Annotated in this window: 18 protein-coding genes; 12 read left to right on the forward strand and 6 right to left on the reverse strand. The window is 67.7% G+C overall.

The genetic code is table 11. The features are described from left to right. The first annotated feature begins 11 nt into the window (after window positions 1–11). Both ARADN35_RS0122985 and ARADN35_RS0122990 read left to right on the forward strand, forming a co-directional pair. Window positions 12–1,271 carry a cation:proton antiporter gene (locus ARADN35_RS0122985; protein WP_010466399.1) on the forward strand — a complete coding sequence of 420 codons (1,260 nt, stop codon included), beginning with the start codon at window positions 12–14 and terminating at the stop codon, window positions 1,269–1,271. Then, on the forward strand, window positions 1,261–2,385 hold the full coding sequence (locus ARADN35_RS0122990) for a YbdK family carboxylate-amine ligase (RefSeq protein ID WP_010466400.1): 1,125 nt from the start codon (window positions 1,261–1,263) through the stop codon (window positions 2,383–2,385). The genes ARADN35_RS0122985 and ARADN35_RS0122990 overlap by 11 nt, the downstream gene beginning before the upstream one ends. 19 nt (window positions 2,386–2,404) lie before the next feature. On the opposite strand, the gene ARADN35_RS0122995 is transcribed toward ARADN35_RS0122990, so the two are convergent. Next, window positions 2,405–2,803, reverse strand: a complete 399-nt coding sequence (locus ARADN35_RS0122995) for a tautomerase family protein (protein WP_010466401.1) — start codon at window positions 2,801–2,803, stop codon at window positions 2,405–2,407. Beyond that, window positions 2,785–3,009, reverse strand: coding sequence for a hypothetical protein (locus tag ARADN35_RS0123000; protein WP_010466402.1), 225 nt, complete (start codon window positions 3,007–3,009; stop codon window positions 2,785–2,787). The genes ARADN35_RS0122995 and ARADN35_RS0123000 overlap by 19 nt, the downstream gene beginning before the upstream one ends. A gap of 161 nt (window positions 3,010–3,170) precedes the next feature. Between ARADN35_RS0123000 and ARADN35_RS0123005 the strand changes: the two genes are divergently transcribed. The 5 genes from ARADN35_RS0123005 (at window position 3,171) to ARADN35_RS0123025 (ending at window position 6,597) form a co-directional block, all read left to right on the forward strand. Continuing rightward, the gene (locus ARADN35_RS0123005; RefSeq protein WP_010466403.1) at window positions 3,171–4,079 is read left to right on the forward strand and encodes a LysR family transcriptional regulator; all 909 of its coding nucleotides are present in this window, start codon (window positions 3,171–3,173) and stop codon (window positions 4,077–4,079) included. Between the two features lie 45 nt (window positions 4,080–4,124). Further along, the gene (thiL, locus tag ARADN35_RS0123010) at window positions 4,125–5,108 is read left to right on the forward strand and encodes a thiamine-phosphate kinase (RefSeq protein WP_010466404.1); all 984 of its coding nucleotides are present in this window, start codon (window positions 4,125–4,127) and stop codon (window positions 5,106–5,108) included. 124 nt (window positions 5,109–5,232) lie between these two features. Then, complete coding sequence (locus ARADN35_RS0123015; protein ID WP_010466405.1) at window positions 5,233–5,436, forward strand: YgaP family membrane protein; 204 nt, start codon at window positions 5,233–5,235, stop codon at window positions 5,434–5,436. 174 nt (window positions 5,437–5,610) lie between these two features. Continuing rightward, window positions 5,611–6,147: an RNA polymerase sigma factor gene (locus ARADN35_RS0123020; RefSeq protein WP_010466406.1), complete on the forward strand. Its 537-nt coding sequence runs from the start codon at window positions 5,611–5,613 to the stop codon at window positions 6,145–6,147. 96 nt (window positions 6,148–6,243) lie between these two features. Beyond that, window positions 6,244–6,597, forward strand: a complete 354-nt coding sequence (locus tag ARADN35_RS0123025; protein WP_010466407.1) for a hypothetical protein — start codon at window positions 6,244–6,246, stop codon at window positions 6,595–6,597. A 34-nt stretch (window positions 6,598–6,631) separates the two neighbouring features. On the opposite strand, the gene ARADN35_RS0123030 is transcribed toward ARADN35_RS0123025, so the two are convergent. Then, a complete protein-coding gene (locus tag ARADN35_RS0123030) occupies window positions 6,632–7,606 on the reverse strand; it encodes a TRAP transporter substrate-binding protein (RefSeq protein ID WP_010466408.1) in 975 nt (324 codons plus the stop codon). Between the two features lie 420 nt (window positions 7,607–8,026). Between ARADN35_RS0123030 and ARADN35_RS0123035 the strand changes: the two genes are divergently transcribed. Then, on the forward strand, window positions 8,027–9,820 hold the full coding sequence (locus tag ARADN35_RS0123035) for a pectate lyase (protein ID WP_010466409.1): 1,794 nt from the start codon (window positions 8,027–8,029) through the stop codon (window positions 9,818–9,820). Window positions 9,821–9,995: 175 nt separating this feature from the next. Here the strand turns inward: ARADN35_RS0123035 and ARADN35_RS0123040 are convergent, their stop codons facing one another. The 3 genes from ARADN35_RS0123040 to ARADN35_RS0123050 form a co-directional block, all read right to left on the reverse strand. After that, window positions 9,996–11,312: a ferredoxin reductase family protein gene (locus ARADN35_RS0123040; protein ID WP_050812569.1), complete on the reverse strand. Its 1,317-nt coding sequence runs from the start codon at window positions 11,310–11,312 to the stop codon at window positions 9,996–9,998. Window positions 11,313–11,465: 153 nt separating this feature from the next. Beyond that, the gene (locus ARADN35_RS0123045) at window positions 11,466–12,647 is read right to left on the reverse strand and encodes an Acg family FMN-binding oxidoreductase (RefSeq protein ID WP_010466411.1); all 1,182 of its coding nucleotides are present in this window, start codon (window positions 12,645–12,647) and stop codon (window positions 11,466–11,468) included. Between the two features lie 32 nt (window positions 12,648–12,679). Then, window positions 12,680–13,720: an NAD-dependent epimerase/dehydratase family protein gene (locus tag ARADN35_RS0123050; RefSeq protein ID WP_010466412.1), complete on the reverse strand. Its 1,041-nt coding sequence runs from the start codon at window positions 13,718–13,720 to the stop codon at window positions 12,680–12,682. Between the two features lie 142 nt (window positions 13,721–13,862). Here ARADN35_RS0123050 and ARADN35_RS0123055 point away from each other — a divergent pair, with 142 nt between their 5' ends. The 4 genes from ARADN35_RS0123055 to ARADN35_RS0123070 all read left to right on the forward strand — a co-directional run bounded on the left by ARADN35_RS0123055 (window position 13,863) and on the right by ARADN35_RS0123070 (window position 17,970). Further along, window positions 13,863–14,747: a LysR family transcriptional regulator gene (locus ARADN35_RS0123055; RefSeq protein ID WP_010466413.1), complete on the forward strand. Its 885-nt coding sequence runs from the start codon at window positions 13,863–13,865 to the stop codon at window positions 14,745–14,747. A 408-nt stretch (window positions 14,748–15,155) separates the two neighbouring features. Continuing rightward, window positions 15,156–16,751, forward strand: coding sequence for a DUF4139 domain-containing protein (locus ARADN35_RS0123060; protein ID WP_010466414.1), 1,596 nt, complete (start codon window positions 15,156–15,158; stop codon window positions 16,749–16,751). 164 nt (window positions 16,752–16,915) lie between these two features. Then, entirely contained in the window at window positions 16,916–17,446 is a 531-nt protein-coding gene (locus tag ARADN35_RS0123065) for a phosphatidylglycerophosphatase A family protein (protein WP_029414328.1), read from the forward strand. Beyond that, window positions 17,443–17,970 carry a CinA family protein gene (locus ARADN35_RS0123070; RefSeq protein WP_029414329.1) on the forward strand — a complete coding sequence of 176 codons (528 nt, stop codon included), beginning with the start codon at window positions 17,443–17,445 and terminating at the stop codon, window positions 17,968–17,970. Before ARADN35_RS0123065 ends, ARADN35_RS0123070 begins: the two co-directional genes overlap by 4 nt. The last annotated feature ends 119 nt before the right edge of the window (window positions 17,971–18,089 follow it).

Below are 18,089 nucleotides of genomic sequence, written 5' to 3' on the forward strand. Positions count from 1 at the left end.
GGTTCCATGACATGAATGAAATCCTGAGCTTCTGGGCGCAGTGGCTGCGCCCCTCAGCCGGGTTGCCCACGGTGCAATGGTCACTGCTGTTGGCCGTGGCGGCCATGGCAGGCTATCTCACGCAGCGCCATACAGGCCTGCCCAAGGTGCTCGGTTATTCGCTGGTGGGTACCGCCGCCGGGCTGGCCGGGTTCAGCGGGGCGGTGTGGCCGCTGCAGGGCATCGGCCTGTTCCTGCTGGAGCTGGGCATTGCCCTCGTCCTCTTTGAATGTGGCGGCCGCATTCCGCTGCGCTGGTTTCGCCACAACCCCATGGTGTTGGTGCAGAGCATTGCCGAATCGGTATTGACCTATTTTGCCGTGTACTGGGTGCTGGTCTGGCTGAACCTGCCCACCCAGGTGGCCGGCCCGTTGGCCCTGGTGGCCTTGGCCGCCTCGCCTGCCGTGCTCACCCGCGTGGTGGCCGACACCCGCGCGGCGGGCCCGGTCACCGAGCGCGCCATCGTGCTCACCACCTTGTCCACGCTGTATGCGCTGACACTGGGCAGCGCCAAGGCCGAGCTGATCAACCGCCAAAGCCTTACCGTGGTGGAGACCGTGTACCCCGTGATGGTGGTGCTGGGGGTCTCCATCATCGTCGCCGCCGTGCTGGCCCTGGTGCTGCGCATGGCGCTGCGCTTCATGAGCCCCACGAGCGAAAACACTTCCATGCTTTTTCTGGCGCTGGTGGCGGCGGGCACCGCCGTGGCAGCGCACATGGGAGGCTCAGCCCCCCTGGCCGCGCTGCTGGGTGGCATGCTGCTCAAGCAGCTCAACCCCCGCCCCTGGGCCTGGCCGCGCCAGCTGGGCAACGCATCGTCGCTGCTCACCATGCTGATGTTCGTGCTGGTCTCCACCGTGGCTGCACAGGCCGACTGGAGTGCCCCCGTGGCCGGCGTGGTGCTGGCCCTGATTGCCGTGCGCCTGGTGGCCAAGGCCACCGGCGTGGCACTGGGCAACGTGGGCAGCGGCGCGAGTTGGAAGCAGGCCCTGTGGGTGGGCTGCGCGATGACGCCGATGTCGTCCATCGCGCTCTTGATCGCCTCGCAGTTCGTGCTGGCCTCGCCCTCCACCGGCCATGTAATTGCCGGTGTGGCGTTGCCTGCCATTTTGCTGATGGAAGTCCTGGGCGCCGTGATTGCCACCGTGGCCATTTACCGTGCGGGCGAAAGCTCGAAACCCTGGGCGCCACTGACCCGTGGCCACAACGGAGAGAACAGCCGTGAGTCTTGAAGCCTTCAACCATTCCGAACCGCTGACGCTGGGCGTCGAGCTGGAGTTGCAGCTCGTCAACACCAACGACTACGACCTGGCCCCCTACGCCGAGGACATGCTGCGCCTCATGAAGAAAACCCCGCTGCCCGGCAGCGTGGTGCCCGAGATGACGAACAGCATGATCGAAATTTCCACCGGCATCTGCCACTCGGCCAGCGAGGTGCTGGGCCAGCTCACGCCCATCCGCGATGCACTGGTCAAGAGCGCGGACAAGCTCAACATCGCCGTGGTGGGCGGAGGCACGCACCCCTTCCAGCAGTGGCACGAGCGGCGCATCTACGACAAGCCGCGTTTTCGCGAGCTGTCCGAGCTGTATGGCTACCTGTCCAAGCAGTTCACCATCTTCGGCCAGCATGTGCACATCGGCTGCCCCGACGCGAATGCCGCGCTGCTCATGCTGCACCGCATGTCGCGCTACATCCCGCATTTCATCGCGCTGTCGGCATCGAGTCCCTATGTGCAGGGCCAGGATACGGCCTTTGACTCGGCGCGGCTGAACTCGGTGTTTGCGTTTCCGCTGTCAGGCCGCGCGCCCATGGCTCTGACCTGGGATGACTTCACCACGTACTTCGACAAGATGACGCGCACCGGCGTGGTCAAGAGCATGAAGGACTTCTACTGGGACATCCGCCCCAAGCCCGAGTTCGGCACCATCGAGATCCGCGTGTTCGACACGCCGCTGACCATCGAGCGCGCCGCCGCGTTGGCGGGCTACGTGCAGTCGCTTGGCGCATGGTTTCTGGCCGAGCAGCCCTTCATGCCCGCCGAAGATGACTACCTTGTGTACACCTACAACCGCTTCCAGGCCTGCCGTTTTGGCATGGACGCGGTGTATGTGGACCCGGCCACCGGCGACCACATGCCGCTGCGCGAGCACATCCTCAAGACCATGGACAAGATCGCCGGGCATGCCGCCGTGCAGGGTGCCTCCAGCGCCATGCACATGCTGCGCACCGAAGCAGAAGCGGGCCAGAACGATGCGCGCTGGCTGCGCGAGCGCCAGCGCGAAGAGCAACTGCTGGCCGAGGTCAGCCGCCAGGCGGCGCAGCGCTTTCGCGGCGCGCCAGCCTGAACGCCTCGCATCCGCACCTTCACGCCGCCAGCGCCAGTTTGCGCGCCTGCTGCGTGCGCCCGCCATAGCCCCAGTCGCTGGCGGGCAGCTCACGCACCACCACGTAGCTGGCGAGGGCCAGCGCGCCGTCACCGGCCAGCTGGCGCTGCAGTTCAGCAAACGCGGCCTGGATGAAGGCGGCCTTCTCCTCCTGCGTGTTCGTGCCTTGCGTGATGCTGATCTCCAGCAATGCCGTGGGCTGCTCGACTGGCGCACCACCGATGTGCCAGCGTGCAGCGGGCAGGTCGTCAATGACCACCGCCGTCACCTCGCGGCGCTTGCCCAGCAGGTGCACGGTCAGGTCCGTGAGCGCGCTGGCCAGTTGCCGGTAGCGCTCGGGGTTTTGCAGCGGGGCCAGTTTTAGAACGAGGGTTGGCATGGTGTTTTCAGCTCCGGGGTAGAGGGGTTCGCTGGCGCGGCTTCATCCGTCCGCGCGAGGTGGGAAACCCGGCGGGCCATGCGCAGGAACCCGCGCGCCACCCAGGCATGGGCGGCGCGAATCGCCTCCTGGCGCAACTGCAGTGCGTGGCGCCTAGCCTCATCGTGCAGGCGCTGGTAGTCATCGGGGTATTGATGGGGGTACATGTGCATTCCTTTCGGGGTGAAGCCACTGTAGGCAGCGCCAGGCGCGGCGGAAACCGCCCACGGTGCAAGACCGTTTTGCACGGATCGCAAGGGTGCCTCTGCACGAATCGAGCGCGGCGATTCGTGCAGACGCTCCCAGGCCCCGCCGTTACCATTGCCCGATGCGCGATATCCGCTTTGATGACATGCACCTGTTCGTGCGCGTGGCCGACCTGGGCTCGCTCTCGGCGGTAGCGCGCGAGCGCGATGCGCCCGTGAGCCAGGTCTCCCGCACCCTGGCGCGCATCGAAAAGGCTTGTGGCGCACGGCTGCTGCACCGCACCACCCACGGCCTCACGCTCACGGCCGAAGGGCAGACCTTTCTGGACTACTGCCGCCGCCTCACCGGCACGCTCGACGAGCTGGAGGGCGAGTTCGCCCAGCAAAGTGGCCAGCCCAGCGGCTGGGTGCGCGTGGCATCGAGCTCGGTGGTGGCCGAACACCTGCTGATCCCCAGCTTTGACAGCCTGCAGCAAAAGCACCCGCAACTGCGTGTGGAGCTGCTGGTGGACGACCGCATGGCCGACATGGCACAGGGCGGCATCGACATCGCCATCCGCACCGGCCCGCCGCTGACCGACACCGTGGTGGCGCGCCCGCTGGGCAGCTTGGCACGCGCCCTGTACGCCACGCCCTCCTACCTGCAGGCACATGGCATGCCAGAGCGCCCCGGCGATCTGCGCCAGCACCGGCTCATCACCAACAGCGCGGTGGCGTTTCTGAACCACTGGCCTTTCCAGCTCGACGGTGCGCCCTATGTGCTGGTGGCCGAGGGCCACTGGCGCTCGGGCAGCACGGCCATCACAGCGCGTTTGGCGCTGCAGGGCCTGGGCATTGCGCGCCTGGCCACGGTGGTGGCGGAGCCCCTGGTACGCCAGGGCCTGCTGGCACCGGTGCTGGCCGATTGCGTGGACCTGCAGCCCAGCCCCATCCACGCCATCACCCTCACCCGCAGGCACCGGCTACCCAAGGTTCAGGCCTGCATCGACCACTGGGCGCAGTGGTTTTCCGCCGCAGCGCCGAGCGCCTGAGCGGGTTCGCGCCGTTTATTTCCTCTGATTCTTTAGGACCGCACCGTGGGTGAATTCGACCTGATTGCACGTTACTTCACGCGCCCCGCACGCCCCGGCGGCGCCGTGGCCCTCGGCGTGGGAGACGACTGCGCACTGCTGGCGCCCGCGCCCGGCATGCAGCTGGCCATCTCCAGCGACATGCTGGTGGAAGGCCGCCACTTCTTTGCGGACGTGGACCCCGAAGCCCTGGGCCACAAGGCGCTCGCAGTGAACCTGTCGGACCTGGCGGCCTGTGGCGCCCGCCCGCTGGCCTTCACCCTGGCCTTGTCACTACCCCGCGTGGATGAGGCCTGGCTGGAAGGCTTCTCGCGCGGGATGTGGGCGCTGGCCGATGCCCACGGCTGCGAGCTGGTGGGGGGCGACACCACGCAGGGCCCACTCAACATCTGCATCACCGTGTTTGGCGAGGTACCCCCCGGCCAGGCCCTGCTGCGCAGCGGCGCGCGGCCCGGCGACGATATCTACGTGAGCGGCACCTTGGGCGACGCCCGCCTCGCGCTGGAAGCCCTGCTGGGCCACCCCCCCCTGCCCGCCGACGTGCTGGCCCGCGCGCGCCAGCGGCTGGAGCGCCCCACCCCGCGTGTGGCCCTGGGCCTGGCCCTGCGCGGCGTGGCCAGCAGCGCCATGGATGTGAGCGACGGGCTGCTGGGCGACCTGTCGCACATCCTCAAGGCCTCAGGTGTAGGGGCCCGGATCGACACGCACATCACTTCAAAACTGATAGCTGCTAGCGCTTATCCATCAAGCGCTAGCGGCCTATTTGATGCTGAATTGATACATCAATGCACGCTGGCAGGCGGCGACGACTACGAGCTGGCCTTCACCGCCCCGCCCGCACAGCGTGACGCGGTGGCCGCCGCGTCGCAGGCAAGCAGCACGCCCGTCACCCGCATCGGCACGGTGCTGGCCACACCTGGCCTGCAATTGGTGGATGCACAGGGCCAACCGGTAGACAAGCGCTACGCCTCGTTTGACCATTTCCCGTAACGGGCAGCCGTGACCAGCAAAAAATTTTTCGCAACCCATGAATCCTTTTGCGAAGCCCGTGGCTCTTGGTGGTGGAGGCGCCCTGTGTTGGCACCTCCTTCAACCGACCAAGGAGCCAATTCCCATGCTGTACCGCAAGAACATCACCCGCCCCGAAAGCCTGCTGCGCGTTGTTGGGGGCGTCGCCCTCATCGCCGCGGGCCTCTGGTGGCTGGCCGCATCGCCGCTGGGACTTGCGCTGGCCGCCTCGGGCGTGGGCAGCATCCTGAGCGGCGCATTCGGCTACTGCCCCGCCTGCGCCATGGTGGGCCGCAAGCCTGTTGAATGACATGAAACAACACCCCCCTGAGTCGCTTCGCGCCTTCACCCCCGCTCTCACGCTGTGCGTGGGCAGGGGACCGCAGCCAGCGCGGCGGAGCGGCCCTTGCGCGGCTGCCCGCGCAGGGGTCGCATCGGTTTCACAAGCTGCGGGTGGCGCAATGCGCTGTGGAGGACCAAAACCATGACCGCACCCACACTCGCCCAGCTGCTGCCCGCCGCGCGCAGCGGCGACGCCGTGGCGATGGAGCAGCTGCTGCGCCTCACCCGCCCCGACATCCGCCGCTATGCGCTGCGCCATTGCGCAGCTACCACGGCCACCGACGACGTGGTGCAGGAGGCGCTCATCATCGTGTACCGCCGCGTGGGCGCGCTGCGCGAGGCGGCGGCGTTTGGTGGCTGGGTGGTGCGCATCGTGCAGCGCCTGTGCATGCGGCCGATGCTGGCGTGGCTCAAGGCCGAGCCACTGGCGCAAGTCGAAGACAACCTCGCCTGGTCGCACCGCCCCGACCATGAGCTGCGCCACGACCTGGCCCTGGCCATCGATTCGCTGCCACCGATCTACCGCGATGCCCTCCTGATGCGCGACTTCGAGGAACTCACGATCGAGGAGATGGCCGGGCGCCTGGGCACCACGCGCGAGGCGGCCAAGAGTCGGCTGCACCGTGCCAGGGCCCTGGTGCGCGAGTACCTGCTGCCGCCTGCGCAAGCGGGTCGCTGAGGCCCCGTCAGGCAATCGGCCCTGCTGCGCAATAGTTCACGCAGCGGGCTCCGGGCTTGCGCGCGGCCCGTGCAACAAGGTGCAACATCGCACTCCATGGCTTATACCTACCTGTTCTTCCAGCCCGCAAGGTTGCCGCTGTCCACCGACGAGCTCTCACCCGACACGGTGCTGGTGCTGCGCGACATCGATCACATCAAAACATCGCTCGCGCAGATGGTGCCCGGCCTGGAATGGGCCCTGCCCACCTGGGGCCACGCCACGGTGCTGGGCCACGGGGTGGAATTCCATCTCCCCGAAGACGTGTCCGAAGGCCCGCTCGCCATGCACTGCTCGCTGCGCACCGACTACACCCCGTGGGTGCAGTCGCTCTGCGACGCGCTGGGCTGGCTGGCATTCGACGAGCGGCCCATGTGCCTGCAACCCCACGGCCCACCGTTCATGGCCTGAAAAGCCAGGCCTCACGCAAGCTCCGGCGCGAAGCCTACTTCGCAATGATGGTCAGCAGCTCCTCCCGCGTGGTCGGGTCGGCCATGTATTTGGAGTAAAGCGGGGCCATGCGCCGCACGAAGGGCGAGACGTCCTTCACGCGCACGAACTGCGAGCCCTGCTTGGCGGTGGTCTCCAGCGCCTGGGCCACGCGCTTGTTCCACAGCTCGCGCATCAGCAAGGCCGACTGCGCACCCGCGTCGGCAAAGGCCTTGCGGTCCTCGGCCGAGAGCTTGGCCCACAGCGCGGTGGACACCACCAGCGCCTCGGGCGAGATCACGTGGTTGGTCACATACACGTTTTTGGCCAGCTTGTAGTGGCCGGTGGACTCGTACGACGGCATGTTGTTCTCGGCGCAGTCGATGGTGCCTTTCTCGAAACCGCCCAGCACCTCCTTGAAGGGCATCGCCACCGGCTTCGCGTCGAGCAGCTTGACCATCTCGGTATAGATCTCCGACTGCTGCACGCGGATGGAAGCCCCCGCCAGGTCGCGGATGGTGGCGGGCGAGCGGTGGGCGCAGTAGAACGAACGCCCGCCACCGTCGTACCAGCCCAGCACCACAAAGCCGGCCGATTGCAGGTTGGCGGCAAAGCGCTGCCCCAGAGCGCCGTCCAGGTGGCGAAACATGTGGGCCGAGTCGGTGAAGAGGAACGGCAGGTTCAGCACCTTGATGCCGGGCACCGCATCGGACAGCGGGCCCGAGCTGAACTCGGCGATGTCGATCTCGCCGCTCTTGAGCATCTGCACGGCCTTGGGCTGATCGCCCAGGGTGGCGTTGGAGAACACCTCGATCTGGTAACGCCCCTGCGTGGCCTTGCCCACCTGCTGCGCAAAACTTTTCATGGCCTCGGTGACGGGGTAGCCGTCGGGGTGGATGTTCCACGCGCGCAGCTTGGTCTGGCCCCACGCAGCGCCTGCGCACAGCAACGCTGCCACCAACAACCCACCCACTCTCAGTCCCTTGTGCATGTCTGTCCCTCCATCCTGTTGTTGTGCGATGCATTGTTAACGTCATCATCTGACGTCGTACAAATAATCACAAATTTCTACACCGAACCCAAGGCGGCGCAGGCTCGCGCCCTCGTAGGTACAAAGGTCTCCAACTGGTCTTTGAAAAACCCGAATACTTCCAGTATTCATGCGGCTTTCAAAGGCTTTTCGACCCAACGCAACAGCCCCTTCGCGCCCGATTTTGCGGCTACCTGGCCATCTGCCTGATTGGGGTAAACGCCAGTGATCGGATGAAAACACGCGCCCAAAATCCGCGCCAAGTTGTACGACGTCTGTTGTCAAGACGCCGTGTGGCCCGGGCCGATTGCCTTGGTGGCAGCAGGGCGCGCCCGCTTCTCCCTTTCCAGAACCCTTGCCATCCAACGAGGAGACATCCCAATGACGATGAAGCGCAGAGACTTCACCCTGAGTGCCCTGGCCCCCCTGCTGCTGAGCGCCTGCGGCGGCGGCAGCGACGACCCCGCGCCCACCTTTCCGCCCGGCCCCAAGGCCGACGCTGCCGACGCCCTGAAGCGGGCCACGCACTACATGGACGACACCGTGTCCTACCAGGGCGGCTACGTGTGGTCGTATTCGCCGGACCTGAAGCAGACCTTCGGCGAGATGGAGGCCTATCGCACCATGTGCTGGATCCAGCCGCCGGGCACGCCGTCGGTGGGCCATGTGTACCTGGACGCCTACCACGCCACCGGCGACGAACGCCACTGGCGCGCGGCCGAGCGCACCGCCACGGCCATCATGGCCGCGCAGCACAGCTCGGGCGGGTGGAACTACATCCACGACTTCGCGGGCGAGGCGTCGCTGAAAAAGTGGTACGACACCATCGGCAAGAACGGCTGGCGGCTCGAAGAATTTCAGCACTACTACGGCAACGCCACGTTCGACGACGCGGGCACGGCCGTGGCCTCGCAGTTTCTGCTGCGCATGTACCTGGAGCGGCGCGAGGCCCGCTACCTGCCGGCCGTGCAAAAGGCCATCGACTTCGTGCTCAACGCGCAGTTCGGTCCCGAGTACGGCGTGGCCAATGGTGGCTGGCCGCAGCGGTTCCCGCACTTCCCAGGCGCCGTCAGCAGCATGCCGCTGCCCAACGCATCGCAGTTGCCCGCCGGTGCCAAGGCCGGCATGGACGACGGCGACTACACGCTGCACGTGACCTTCAACGACGACGTGATGGGCGAGAACATCAAGTTCCTCACCCTGTGCGTGATGGCGCTGGGCGAGACGCGCCTGATCGCCCCCATCAACCGCGCGATGGAGTGCATGCGCCTGATGCAGCAGCCCGGCCAGCAGGCCGGCTGGGGGCTGCAGCACCTCTCCCGCGAAAGGGACGGCCGGCCTGCCGGCTCGCCCGCCGGTGCCCGCAGCTACGAGCCCCGCTCGCTGGCCACGCACACCACGCAGACCAACATCCGCCAGATGTTCAACTACTTCCAGCTCACCGGCGACCGCAAGTACCTGGCGCGCCTGCCCGAGGCGATTGCGTGGCTCAAGAGCTGCCCGCTGCCGGCCGATGCCGCCACGGTGAACCCGCTGCTGGGCGGTGGCCGCACCCACCCCACCTTTGTCGAGCTGGGTACGAACGATGGCCTGTACGTGCACCGCTACGGCTCCAACATCCACAACGGCGCCTACTACTACGACAAGAACTACACCAACACCGTGAGCCACTACTCGGCCGGCCGTCCCATCGACATTGCTGGGCTGGAGGCCACGTACGCCAAGCTCAGCGGCATGACGGACGCGGCCGTGGCCGAGCTGGCGGCGCGCTCGCCGCTCAAGGTGACAGGCGGCGGCAAAGCGCTGCCCAAGTACTTCTCGATCCGCGAGGTGGACTTTCCGGATTTGTTCACTGGTGCGGTCATGGCCACACCCGCCGTGCCCGACACGGAAGTCGCCACGCTGCTGACCGAGCTGGGCACCCGCAACTACTGGACATCGCCCGTGCCCGAGATCGTGAACCCCTACCTGGCCGACGGCCCCACCGCCCCCTACACCGGCACGGCCTACCGCAGCAAGCACGTGGGCGATGTGTACGACACCTCGCCCTACCCGGCCGACAACCCGCCCGAAGTGCCGCCGTACGTGAAGAAGGACAAGCCCCAGTTCATCGTCACGGCCGAGTGGATACGGCGCATGGGCCGGCTGATCGCGTTCGTGGCACCGGTGGCGTGACCACTGGCTCTGCGCAATTTGCTATTATTTATATAGCATTTTGCGCTTTCCCAGAAAGCGCTGGAAGGCAAAATGGCTCACATCTCCCGCACCAGGACAGGCCGCGCGCCGGTGGAATGGACTGCAGCCAAAAGCCGCCCGCACCGTGCTCGAGCGCTGGCGCGAGAAACCCGCCTCAGCGCATCTGGAACAGCTCCTGGTGAAAGCGCGCAGGCGAGCGCCCCAGGTGCTCCATGCCCCGGCGCACCGCCTCGGCAAAACCCTGCGGCCCGCAGAACCACACACTCGCCGTCTGGCTGGTGCCTGCCAGCAGCGCTGCCGGTGTCACGGGCCCGGCGTCGTCACTGTAGTGCGTCTCCAGCGTCACGCTGGGCAAGCGGGCGCACAGTGCGGCCATGCGGTCGGCAAACACCGCCTCGCCCGCATGGCGCACGCAGTAGTACAGATGCACCCGGGGTGCCAGCGCGGGTGTGGACTGCAGGGATTCGAGCCAGGCCATGAACGGCGTGGCGCCGATGCCTGCGGCCACCCACACCTGCTCCGGTGCGCTGTCGCTGCGAAAGTCAAAACAGCCATATGGCCCCTCGATGCCTACCTGCTGCCCCAGATGGACTTGCAGAGGCAACTGGCCCGTGTGGTCGCCCAACGCCTTGATGGCAAACCGCAGCACGCCATCGCCTTGGTCGGCATTGAGCAGGGTGAAGGGGTGTGCCCCCTCGGCACGGCCAAAGGTGACAAACGCAAACTGCCCCGCCGTGTGCCGCCAGGCGCTGCCAGGGCTGACCTGGCAGGTCACCTCCAGCACGCTGGCCCCTTGTGGCAACACGCTGCCCACGCGGGCCGCATGGCGGCGGCTGCGCCCGATGGCCCCGGCCAGCGAGCGCACGGCACACAACACCCCCACCAGCGAGCACAGGCCCACCAGAACGCCCGCTGGCTGCGCCCACCAGACAGGCGGCGTGAGCACCACGGCATGGAAAGCCAGCACCAGGTACACCACGGCCAGCAGCTTGTGCAGGTAACGCCACACGTGGTACGGGAACCGCTGCCACAGCGTGATGACCAGCATGGCCGCCAGGAACCACACGGCCCACTCCCCCATCTCCTCGGCCAGGTGGCGGAAGGTGTTGAGCCACCAGTCTGCGCGCGGCGTGCGCACCGGGCGACCCACCCAGTCGGCCAGCAGGCTGCGCGAGAGTTGCAGCCCGTAGTGCACCAACCCCAGCACAATCGCGCCAATGCCCGCCCACTTGTGCAGGCGGTAGCTCTTGTCCAGGCCGTCCAACGGCTTTTCCAGCCACGCGGGCCGCACGGCCAGCACCATGATCAGCGACATCAGCGCCCAGGCCGCCACGCCGGTGAGCAGGATCAGCTGGTTGCGCCACCACCAGACATCGCCCCACGCGGGCGGCGCGGGCTGGGGCACCCACAGTGCCAGCAGCCACGCCGCCAATGCCAGCGCCAGGGAGCCCCCCAAGACCTTCTTCCACATCACCAGTCCCAACTATTTGTTGCAATGCAGCAAATATAGAAACCCGCGATGAACGCCACCTGAACGGAGTGTGAAGAGGCGGCAAAGCGTGGCGGCTGGTGCCCGAGGGTTGATCTGCATCAGCAATCTGCGCGGGGGCTGCCCTCCTCGGAGTCAAGTCCGCACAAAACGCGCGAGGGGCCTGCGGGGTGTGGCAGGCACCTCGCCTTCGGGGTAGCCGATGCGGCAGAACATCTGCACGGTGGCGTCCTGTGGCGTGCGCGGCGCGGGCAGCCCCAGCACCAGCTGGTGCACACGCTCGAAGTGCGGGGCCATCTCGGCAAACTCCTGCACGGCCTGGCTCATCGGGTGCATGCCCACGCCGAGCGCCGTGGCCTGCAGCTGCTGGCGCACATAGAGGCGGCCGGTGTGGACTTGGTCGCTGCGCGTGTTGGGGCCGGTGATCCACACAAAACCCATGGCCGTGCGGCTGTGCCCTTCAAAGCGGCCCATGGCGCTTTTGTAGGCTGCGCTGCCTTCGACGGGTGGCGCCGAGCGGTCGAACATGCCCAGCGCCGACACCGCGCGCACGAACGGCGAGTTGAGCGAGATGCCGTCGCGGTGCTGCAGGATTTCCCCCGGCCCGACACGCGTGAGGTGGATGCTTTCCATCATGGTGCGCGGCGTGAGCAGCTCTACCCGGGCAGATTCCCAGCACAGCGTGCGCAGCGCGGGCAACTGGTCGGCGCTGACGGTGCCGCCCACGCGCAGCGGGGCTTCAGCCGGGGCGCTGCCCAGCAACTGGGCCAGCACCCCGGGCGCGATGGCCCGGGTGGTATCGAAATCCGTCTTGGGCGTGCGGCGCAGCAGCACCTGCGCAAACAGCGGGTCGGGCTGGCCACCAGGCTTGAGGGTGATGCGCGCCACGGGACGGTCGTCCCAGTCCTTCAGGGCCGCAGGCATCTCGCCCTGTGGCCACAGCAACACCTCGCTGGCCACGCCTTGCTGAGCCAGCGCCATCACCAGCAGCTCCAGAAACGCGCCATGGCCGATAAGGATCTGGCGCCCCCACGGATCCGTCTGTGGCAGCACCCGCGCAGGGTCGGTGCGCAGGGTGATGACACCGCTCTCGCGCAAGTCCACCAGCCAGGGCTGCAGGTTGTGCGAATTGGGCGCGGTGATGGCGTAGGCCACCGCCCGGCGGCGCACATCGGTCTCGCCCACAGGGCCCTGCCAGGCCTCGACCGCCTGGGCGGGATAGTTCGAGCTCACGGCGCCGCAGGCGACCAGCGTGCCGGTGGTGGCGGCGGCGATGGTGCCACCCCCTGCCAAACGAATGAAGTTGCGACGGTTCATGAGAAGACTCCGGTGGTTCAAAGGTGGTGTCGTCAGGCCAGCGCAGCGCGGGTCGAACGCAAGGCCACGAGCCCCAAATCTGCCAGCGCCTGGCGCACGGCCTGATCGAAGGGGGTGTGGGGCTCGTCGCCGATGAGCGCGCGCAGGCGGGTGTTGTCCAGACGGTGGGGCGTGCGCCACAGATAGCGCATGTCCGCCAGCGCAGCGAACGTGGGGGCCACCAGCCCCATCACGCGCAGCAGCGGCCACGGCAACTGCCCCACCCGCAGCGCGCCCGCATCGGGCAACCAGCCCTGCTCTGCCGCAATGGCCGTGAAGCTGTGCAGCCACTGCTGCGCCGTGACGTGGTGCCCAGCGAAATGCAGGCACTCGAAGGGGGCCAGCCGGTCCCGCTCTTGCGCCACGCGCACGAAGGTGCGGGCGAGGTCGGGCAGATAGGCCCAGGGCGTGGCTACGTCCAGCGGGCCGGGCCAGGTGATGCGGCCCCGGGGCAGGTCCTTGGCAATGGCCTGGTCCAGCCAGCTGCCGGTGCCACTGCCAAAGAAGTCCCCGGCGCGCAGCACCACGGCGCGCATGTCGCCCCCTTGCGTGGCAACCTGCAGGCGCAGCTCCAATTGCACCCGCATGCGGCCCTTGAAGCCCGTGGCGGCCTGGGGTGTGTCTTCGTGCAGCACGGGCGGCATGCCTTCGCCAAAGTTGTAGACGTTGCCGGGCAGCATCAGCGTGGCGCGCAGCTGGCGCGAGACGGCAATCGCAGCCTCCATCAGCGCGGGGGCCTGCTCGCGCCAGGCCTTGTGCGTGTAGATGGGGTTGAGCGCATGCACCACCACCTGGGCACCTTGCGCCTGGGCGGCCAGCGCGGCGGTGTCATCCACCGCCACGGGCATCCACCACACACCGGGAATGGCGGGCAGCGCAGGGCTGCGCGCGCCGGGTCGCACCTGGGCCAGCACCTGCCAGCCCGCCTGGGCAAAGGCGCGGGCGGCCGCCAGGCCCAGCCGGCCCCGGGCGCCCAGGATCAGCACGGTGGAGGGGTTGTCCGTGGAGGGGCGAGAAAAGGGATGGGTGGTCATGTCAGGGCTCCATTCACAAGGGATGGAGCGATTGTGAAAACGCAGGCGCCGTTACACAATTGCCTAACCATTCATAGCAGCAATGCAAAATTGAATACCTCCAACCGCTCTGCGGTACCCACATTGCAGGCACGCTATCGCCATGAATCAGACCTTTGACTGGAGCCTGGTGCAGTCCTTTCTGGCGGCGCTGGACCAGGGCAGCCTGCTGGGTGCGGCACGTGTGCTCAATGCCAGCCAGCCCACCATTGGCCGCCACATTGCAGAGCTGGAATCGCAGCTGGGGGTGGTGCTGTTCGAGCGCACGGGGCGCGGTTTATTGCCCACCGCCACGGCCCTGCGGCTGGCCGAATCCGCGCGCGCCATGGAGGCCAGCGCCCACCAGCTGGCCCGCAGCGTGTCGGGTGCCGAGGAAGGGGTGAGCGGCACCGTGCGCATCACCGCCAGCCAGCCTGTGGCCTGCGCACTGCTGCCGCCGGTACTGGCGCGGATGCGCCAGGTGCTGCCCGAGGTGCAGGTGGAACTGGTGGCCAGCAACCAGGTCACCAACTTGCTGCGCCGCGAGGCCGACATCGCCCTGCGCATGGTGCGCCCCGACCAGGCCAGCCTGGTGGCCAAGCGCATCGGCGCGGTGACGCTGGGCGCCTATGCCCACCGCGACTACCTGCGCCGCAAGGGCACGCCCCGGCAGCCGCCCGACCTGCTGCAGCACGAGCTGGTGGGCAACGACCGGCACGAGGACATCCTGCAGGGCTTTGCTGCCATGGGCTACCCGGTGGAACGCCAGCACTTTGCGTTCCGCACCGACGACCTCATGGCCTACTGGGAGGCCGTGCGTGCGGGCCTGGGCATCGGCTTTGTGGGCAACTACCTGGCCCGCACCGACCCCGGCGTGGTGGCCGTGCTGCCCATGCTGCCCCTGCCCGAGCTGCCCATCTGGCTCACGGTGCACCGGGAGATCCGCACCAGCCGCAAAATCCGGGCGGTGTATGACTTCCTGGCGGAAGAGGTGCCAGGGGTGCTTTAAGAACCTGTTCAAGATCTTTTCAGGGTCGCGCAAGCGCCTTGTCAGGATGGGATGCAAGGCGCGAGGCGCAGCCAATAGCTCGGCTATTGGCAAGCACCGCAACGCCGCAGACCGCCCGGCAGGGCACTTGCCCGAAGGGTTGGAGTGAAATCGGGCGATTGGACGCCCCGGCCGCTTGCATGGGCATGAGCCCATGCGGCGCATCCGAAACATCCACTCATCCCGATTGCACTCCAACGCGACCCCCGAAAAGATTTTGAACAGGTTCTAAGAACCTGTGCGCGGCCACGGTGGCTGCTAGCATCCCATTCCCTTTGTCCACCGCGCCCAAGGAGCCCCGTGATCCATTCCCCCCTTGCCTTGCACTTGCGCTCTCCTCACCCGCTGCGGCCCCTGTGCCTTGTCGGCATGGCCCTGCTGTGCAACGCGGCCTCGCCGGCCCTGGCGCAGGACACCTCCCGCATTGCCCGCGTCACCGTCTACCCCGGCAGCGCCACCGTGGAGCGTGTGGCCAAGGTGCCCGCTGGCGCACGCAGCCTCACGCTGGCCTGCCTGCCCGCGTCGCTGGATGCGCAAAGCCTGCAGATCAACGCCGACCCCGCGGTGCGTGTGGGCGAGTTCAATGTGCTGACCGAAGACCGCGACGTGGTGGCGGCCTGCGCCAGCCCGCTGGACGGCCGCATCCGCGAGCTGGAAGACCAGATCGCCGGAGTGAAGGCCGAGGCCTCGGCCCTGCAGCTGGTGGATGGCTACCTGCGCAGCGTGGCCAACACCAGCACCAGCGATGAGACGGCCCCAGGGCGCGCCGCCATCCCCACATCCGCGCAGATCGCCGCCACCGCCGACGTGCTGCGCAAGTCCGGCCAGGACAGCTTCACCCGCAGCCACCAGCTCCAACGCAAGCAAGAGGCGTTGCAGCTGGCACTCAAACCCCTGGTGGCCGAGCGTGACCGCGTGGCCAGCCAGCGCGCACGGGTGGTGTCGGTCACCATCAACCTGGCCACCGAGCGCGAGGCCGAACTGCGCCTGTCCTACCAGGTGCGCGGCCCGGGCTGGCAGCCCACCTACCGCGCCACGCTGGACGCCACCAAATCCACCGTGCTGATCGAGCGCCAGGCGCTGGTGGCGCAGAACAGTGGTGAGGACTGGGGCAACGTGCAGCTGACCCTGTCGACCGGCCAGCCGGGTCGGGCCACGCAGGGCCGCCTGCCGCGTGAATGGACACTGGATGTGGCCCCGCCGCCGCGCCCCATGCCCGCGACGGCCCCCATGATGGCCATGGCCCCACCGGCCCCCTCGCCCGCCGCGCTCGCGCGCAACGCGGTCGAGGAAGACAAGCCCAGCTTCGACGTGAGTGCGATCGACAAGGGTTTCGCCACCGAATTCGCCGTGCCGCAGCGCATCACCGTGCCATCGAGTGGCCAGCGTGTGACGCTGGCGCTGGGCAACCACACGGCCCCCGCCACGCTGATCACCCGCACCGCCCCGGCCGTGGAAGAGGCTGCCTACCTGGTGGCCCACATGGCCCAGCCGCCCGGCGTGTGGCCGGCCGGGCCTGCGGGCCTGTACCGCGACGGCGCGTTTGTGGGCAACGGGCGCATCGACTTCGGCACGCCCAGCGCGGGCGCCCCGGTGGGCAGCACCAGCCTGTCGTTTGGCCGCGATGAACTCGTCACCGTGCGCGCCGAGCCCGTGCAGGACCTGACGGGCAGCACCGGCTTTACCGGCTCGCGCACCGAGCGCAAGACGCGCCGCGCCTACAGCGTGGAAAACCGCCACAAGACCGGCATCACGCTGCAGGTGCTGCATGCCGCGCCGGTGTCACGCAACGAGAAGATCGAGGTCGAATCGCGCTACCAGCCCCAGCCCACCGACACGGCCTGGAACCGCACACCCGGCACCGTGGCCTGGCAGCAGGCGCTGGCCGCAGGTGCCACGGCGCCGTTCAGCGCCGAGCACACCATCCGGTTCCCCAAGGATGTGGAGCTGCAAGAGCGCCAGTAAATGATGAGGCACCCCCTGAGGCGCTTCGCGCCTTCACCCCTCTCTCGCTGCGCGGGAGGGGGACGCACCCGGTGGCCTGTCAAAGCCAGTTCCACGGGTACGCTGGCCTTGTGCGCGCCAGTTTTATACGCCGTGGGTTGCACGAAGCACCGTTGATTGTTGATATGACCCCCAGCTCTCCTTCCGCCCACACACCCGCTCCTCGGCGCCCCACCGTGGCGTTCATGTTTTCTCATCCGGCCCACTTCATCGCCCTGGGTTTTGGCGCCGGGCTGTCGCGCGTGGCGCCGGGCACGGTGGGCACGCTGTGGGCGTGGCTGGCCTACCTGGTGCTGCAGCAGTGGCTGTCGGCGGCCGCCATCGGACTGGTGATCGTGGCGAGCACCCTGGTCGGCTGGTGGGCCTGCACCACCACCGCCCGCAACATGGCAGTGGCCGACCCCGGCAGCATCGTGTGGGACGAGGTGGTGGCCTTCTGGCTGGTGCTGTGGCTGGCGATGCCGATGGGCTGGTGGGGGCAGCTGGTGGCGTTTGGGCTGTTCCGCTTCTTTGATGCGGCCAAACCCGGCCCGGTGGGATGGGCCGACAGCCTGTTCAAGGGCTTTGGCTGGCGCGGTGGCTGGGGTATCTTGTGGGACGACTTTGTGGCAGCCTTCTGTACGCTGCTGGCCATTGCAGTGTGGAGGTTCCTATGACAACCGCATCGCTATCGAATGAAGAGCTACTGGCGCTTGATACATCAGCGCTAGATGCCAATTTGACACAGATTTCCCTGCAGCTGCTGAAACACAGCCACCTGCTGGCCACCGCCGAGAGCTGCTCGGGCGGCATGATCGCAGCGGCCTGCACCGACCTGGCGGGCTCCAGCCAGTGGTTCGAGCGCGGTTTTGTCACCTACTCCAACACCGCCAAGGTCGAGATGCTGGGCGTGCCCGCCGCCATGATCGAACAGGACGGCGCCGTGAGCGAAGCCGTGGCCCGCGCCATGGCCGATGGGGCGCTCACCCATTCCCAGGCACAGGTCAGCCTGGCCGTGACCGGCGTGGCCGGCCCCACGGGCGGCAGCGATGCCAAACCCGTGGGCACGGTGTGGTTTGCCTGGTGCGTGAATGGCGAAACCCACAGCGAGATGCAGCACTTTGCAGGCGACCGCGCCGCCATCCGCACGGCCACGGTGCGCTATGCGCTGCAGCGGCTGCTGGGGTTTCTGCTGGCATAGTGCCCAGCCTGAGGCGCGGCCTGCCTTCCCCTGGGGTGCGACGCCCTCGCTGCGGGGCGGCCCTTGCTCGGCATCCCTGGCTGGGGCAGCACAACGTATTGCAGAGAAGACCTGATCCA

This window comes from Acidovorax radicis N35 (assembly GCF_000204195.1).
Lineage (GTDB): Bacteria > Pseudomonadota > Gammaproteobacteria > Burkholderiales > Burkholderiaceae_C > Acidovorax > Acidovorax radicis.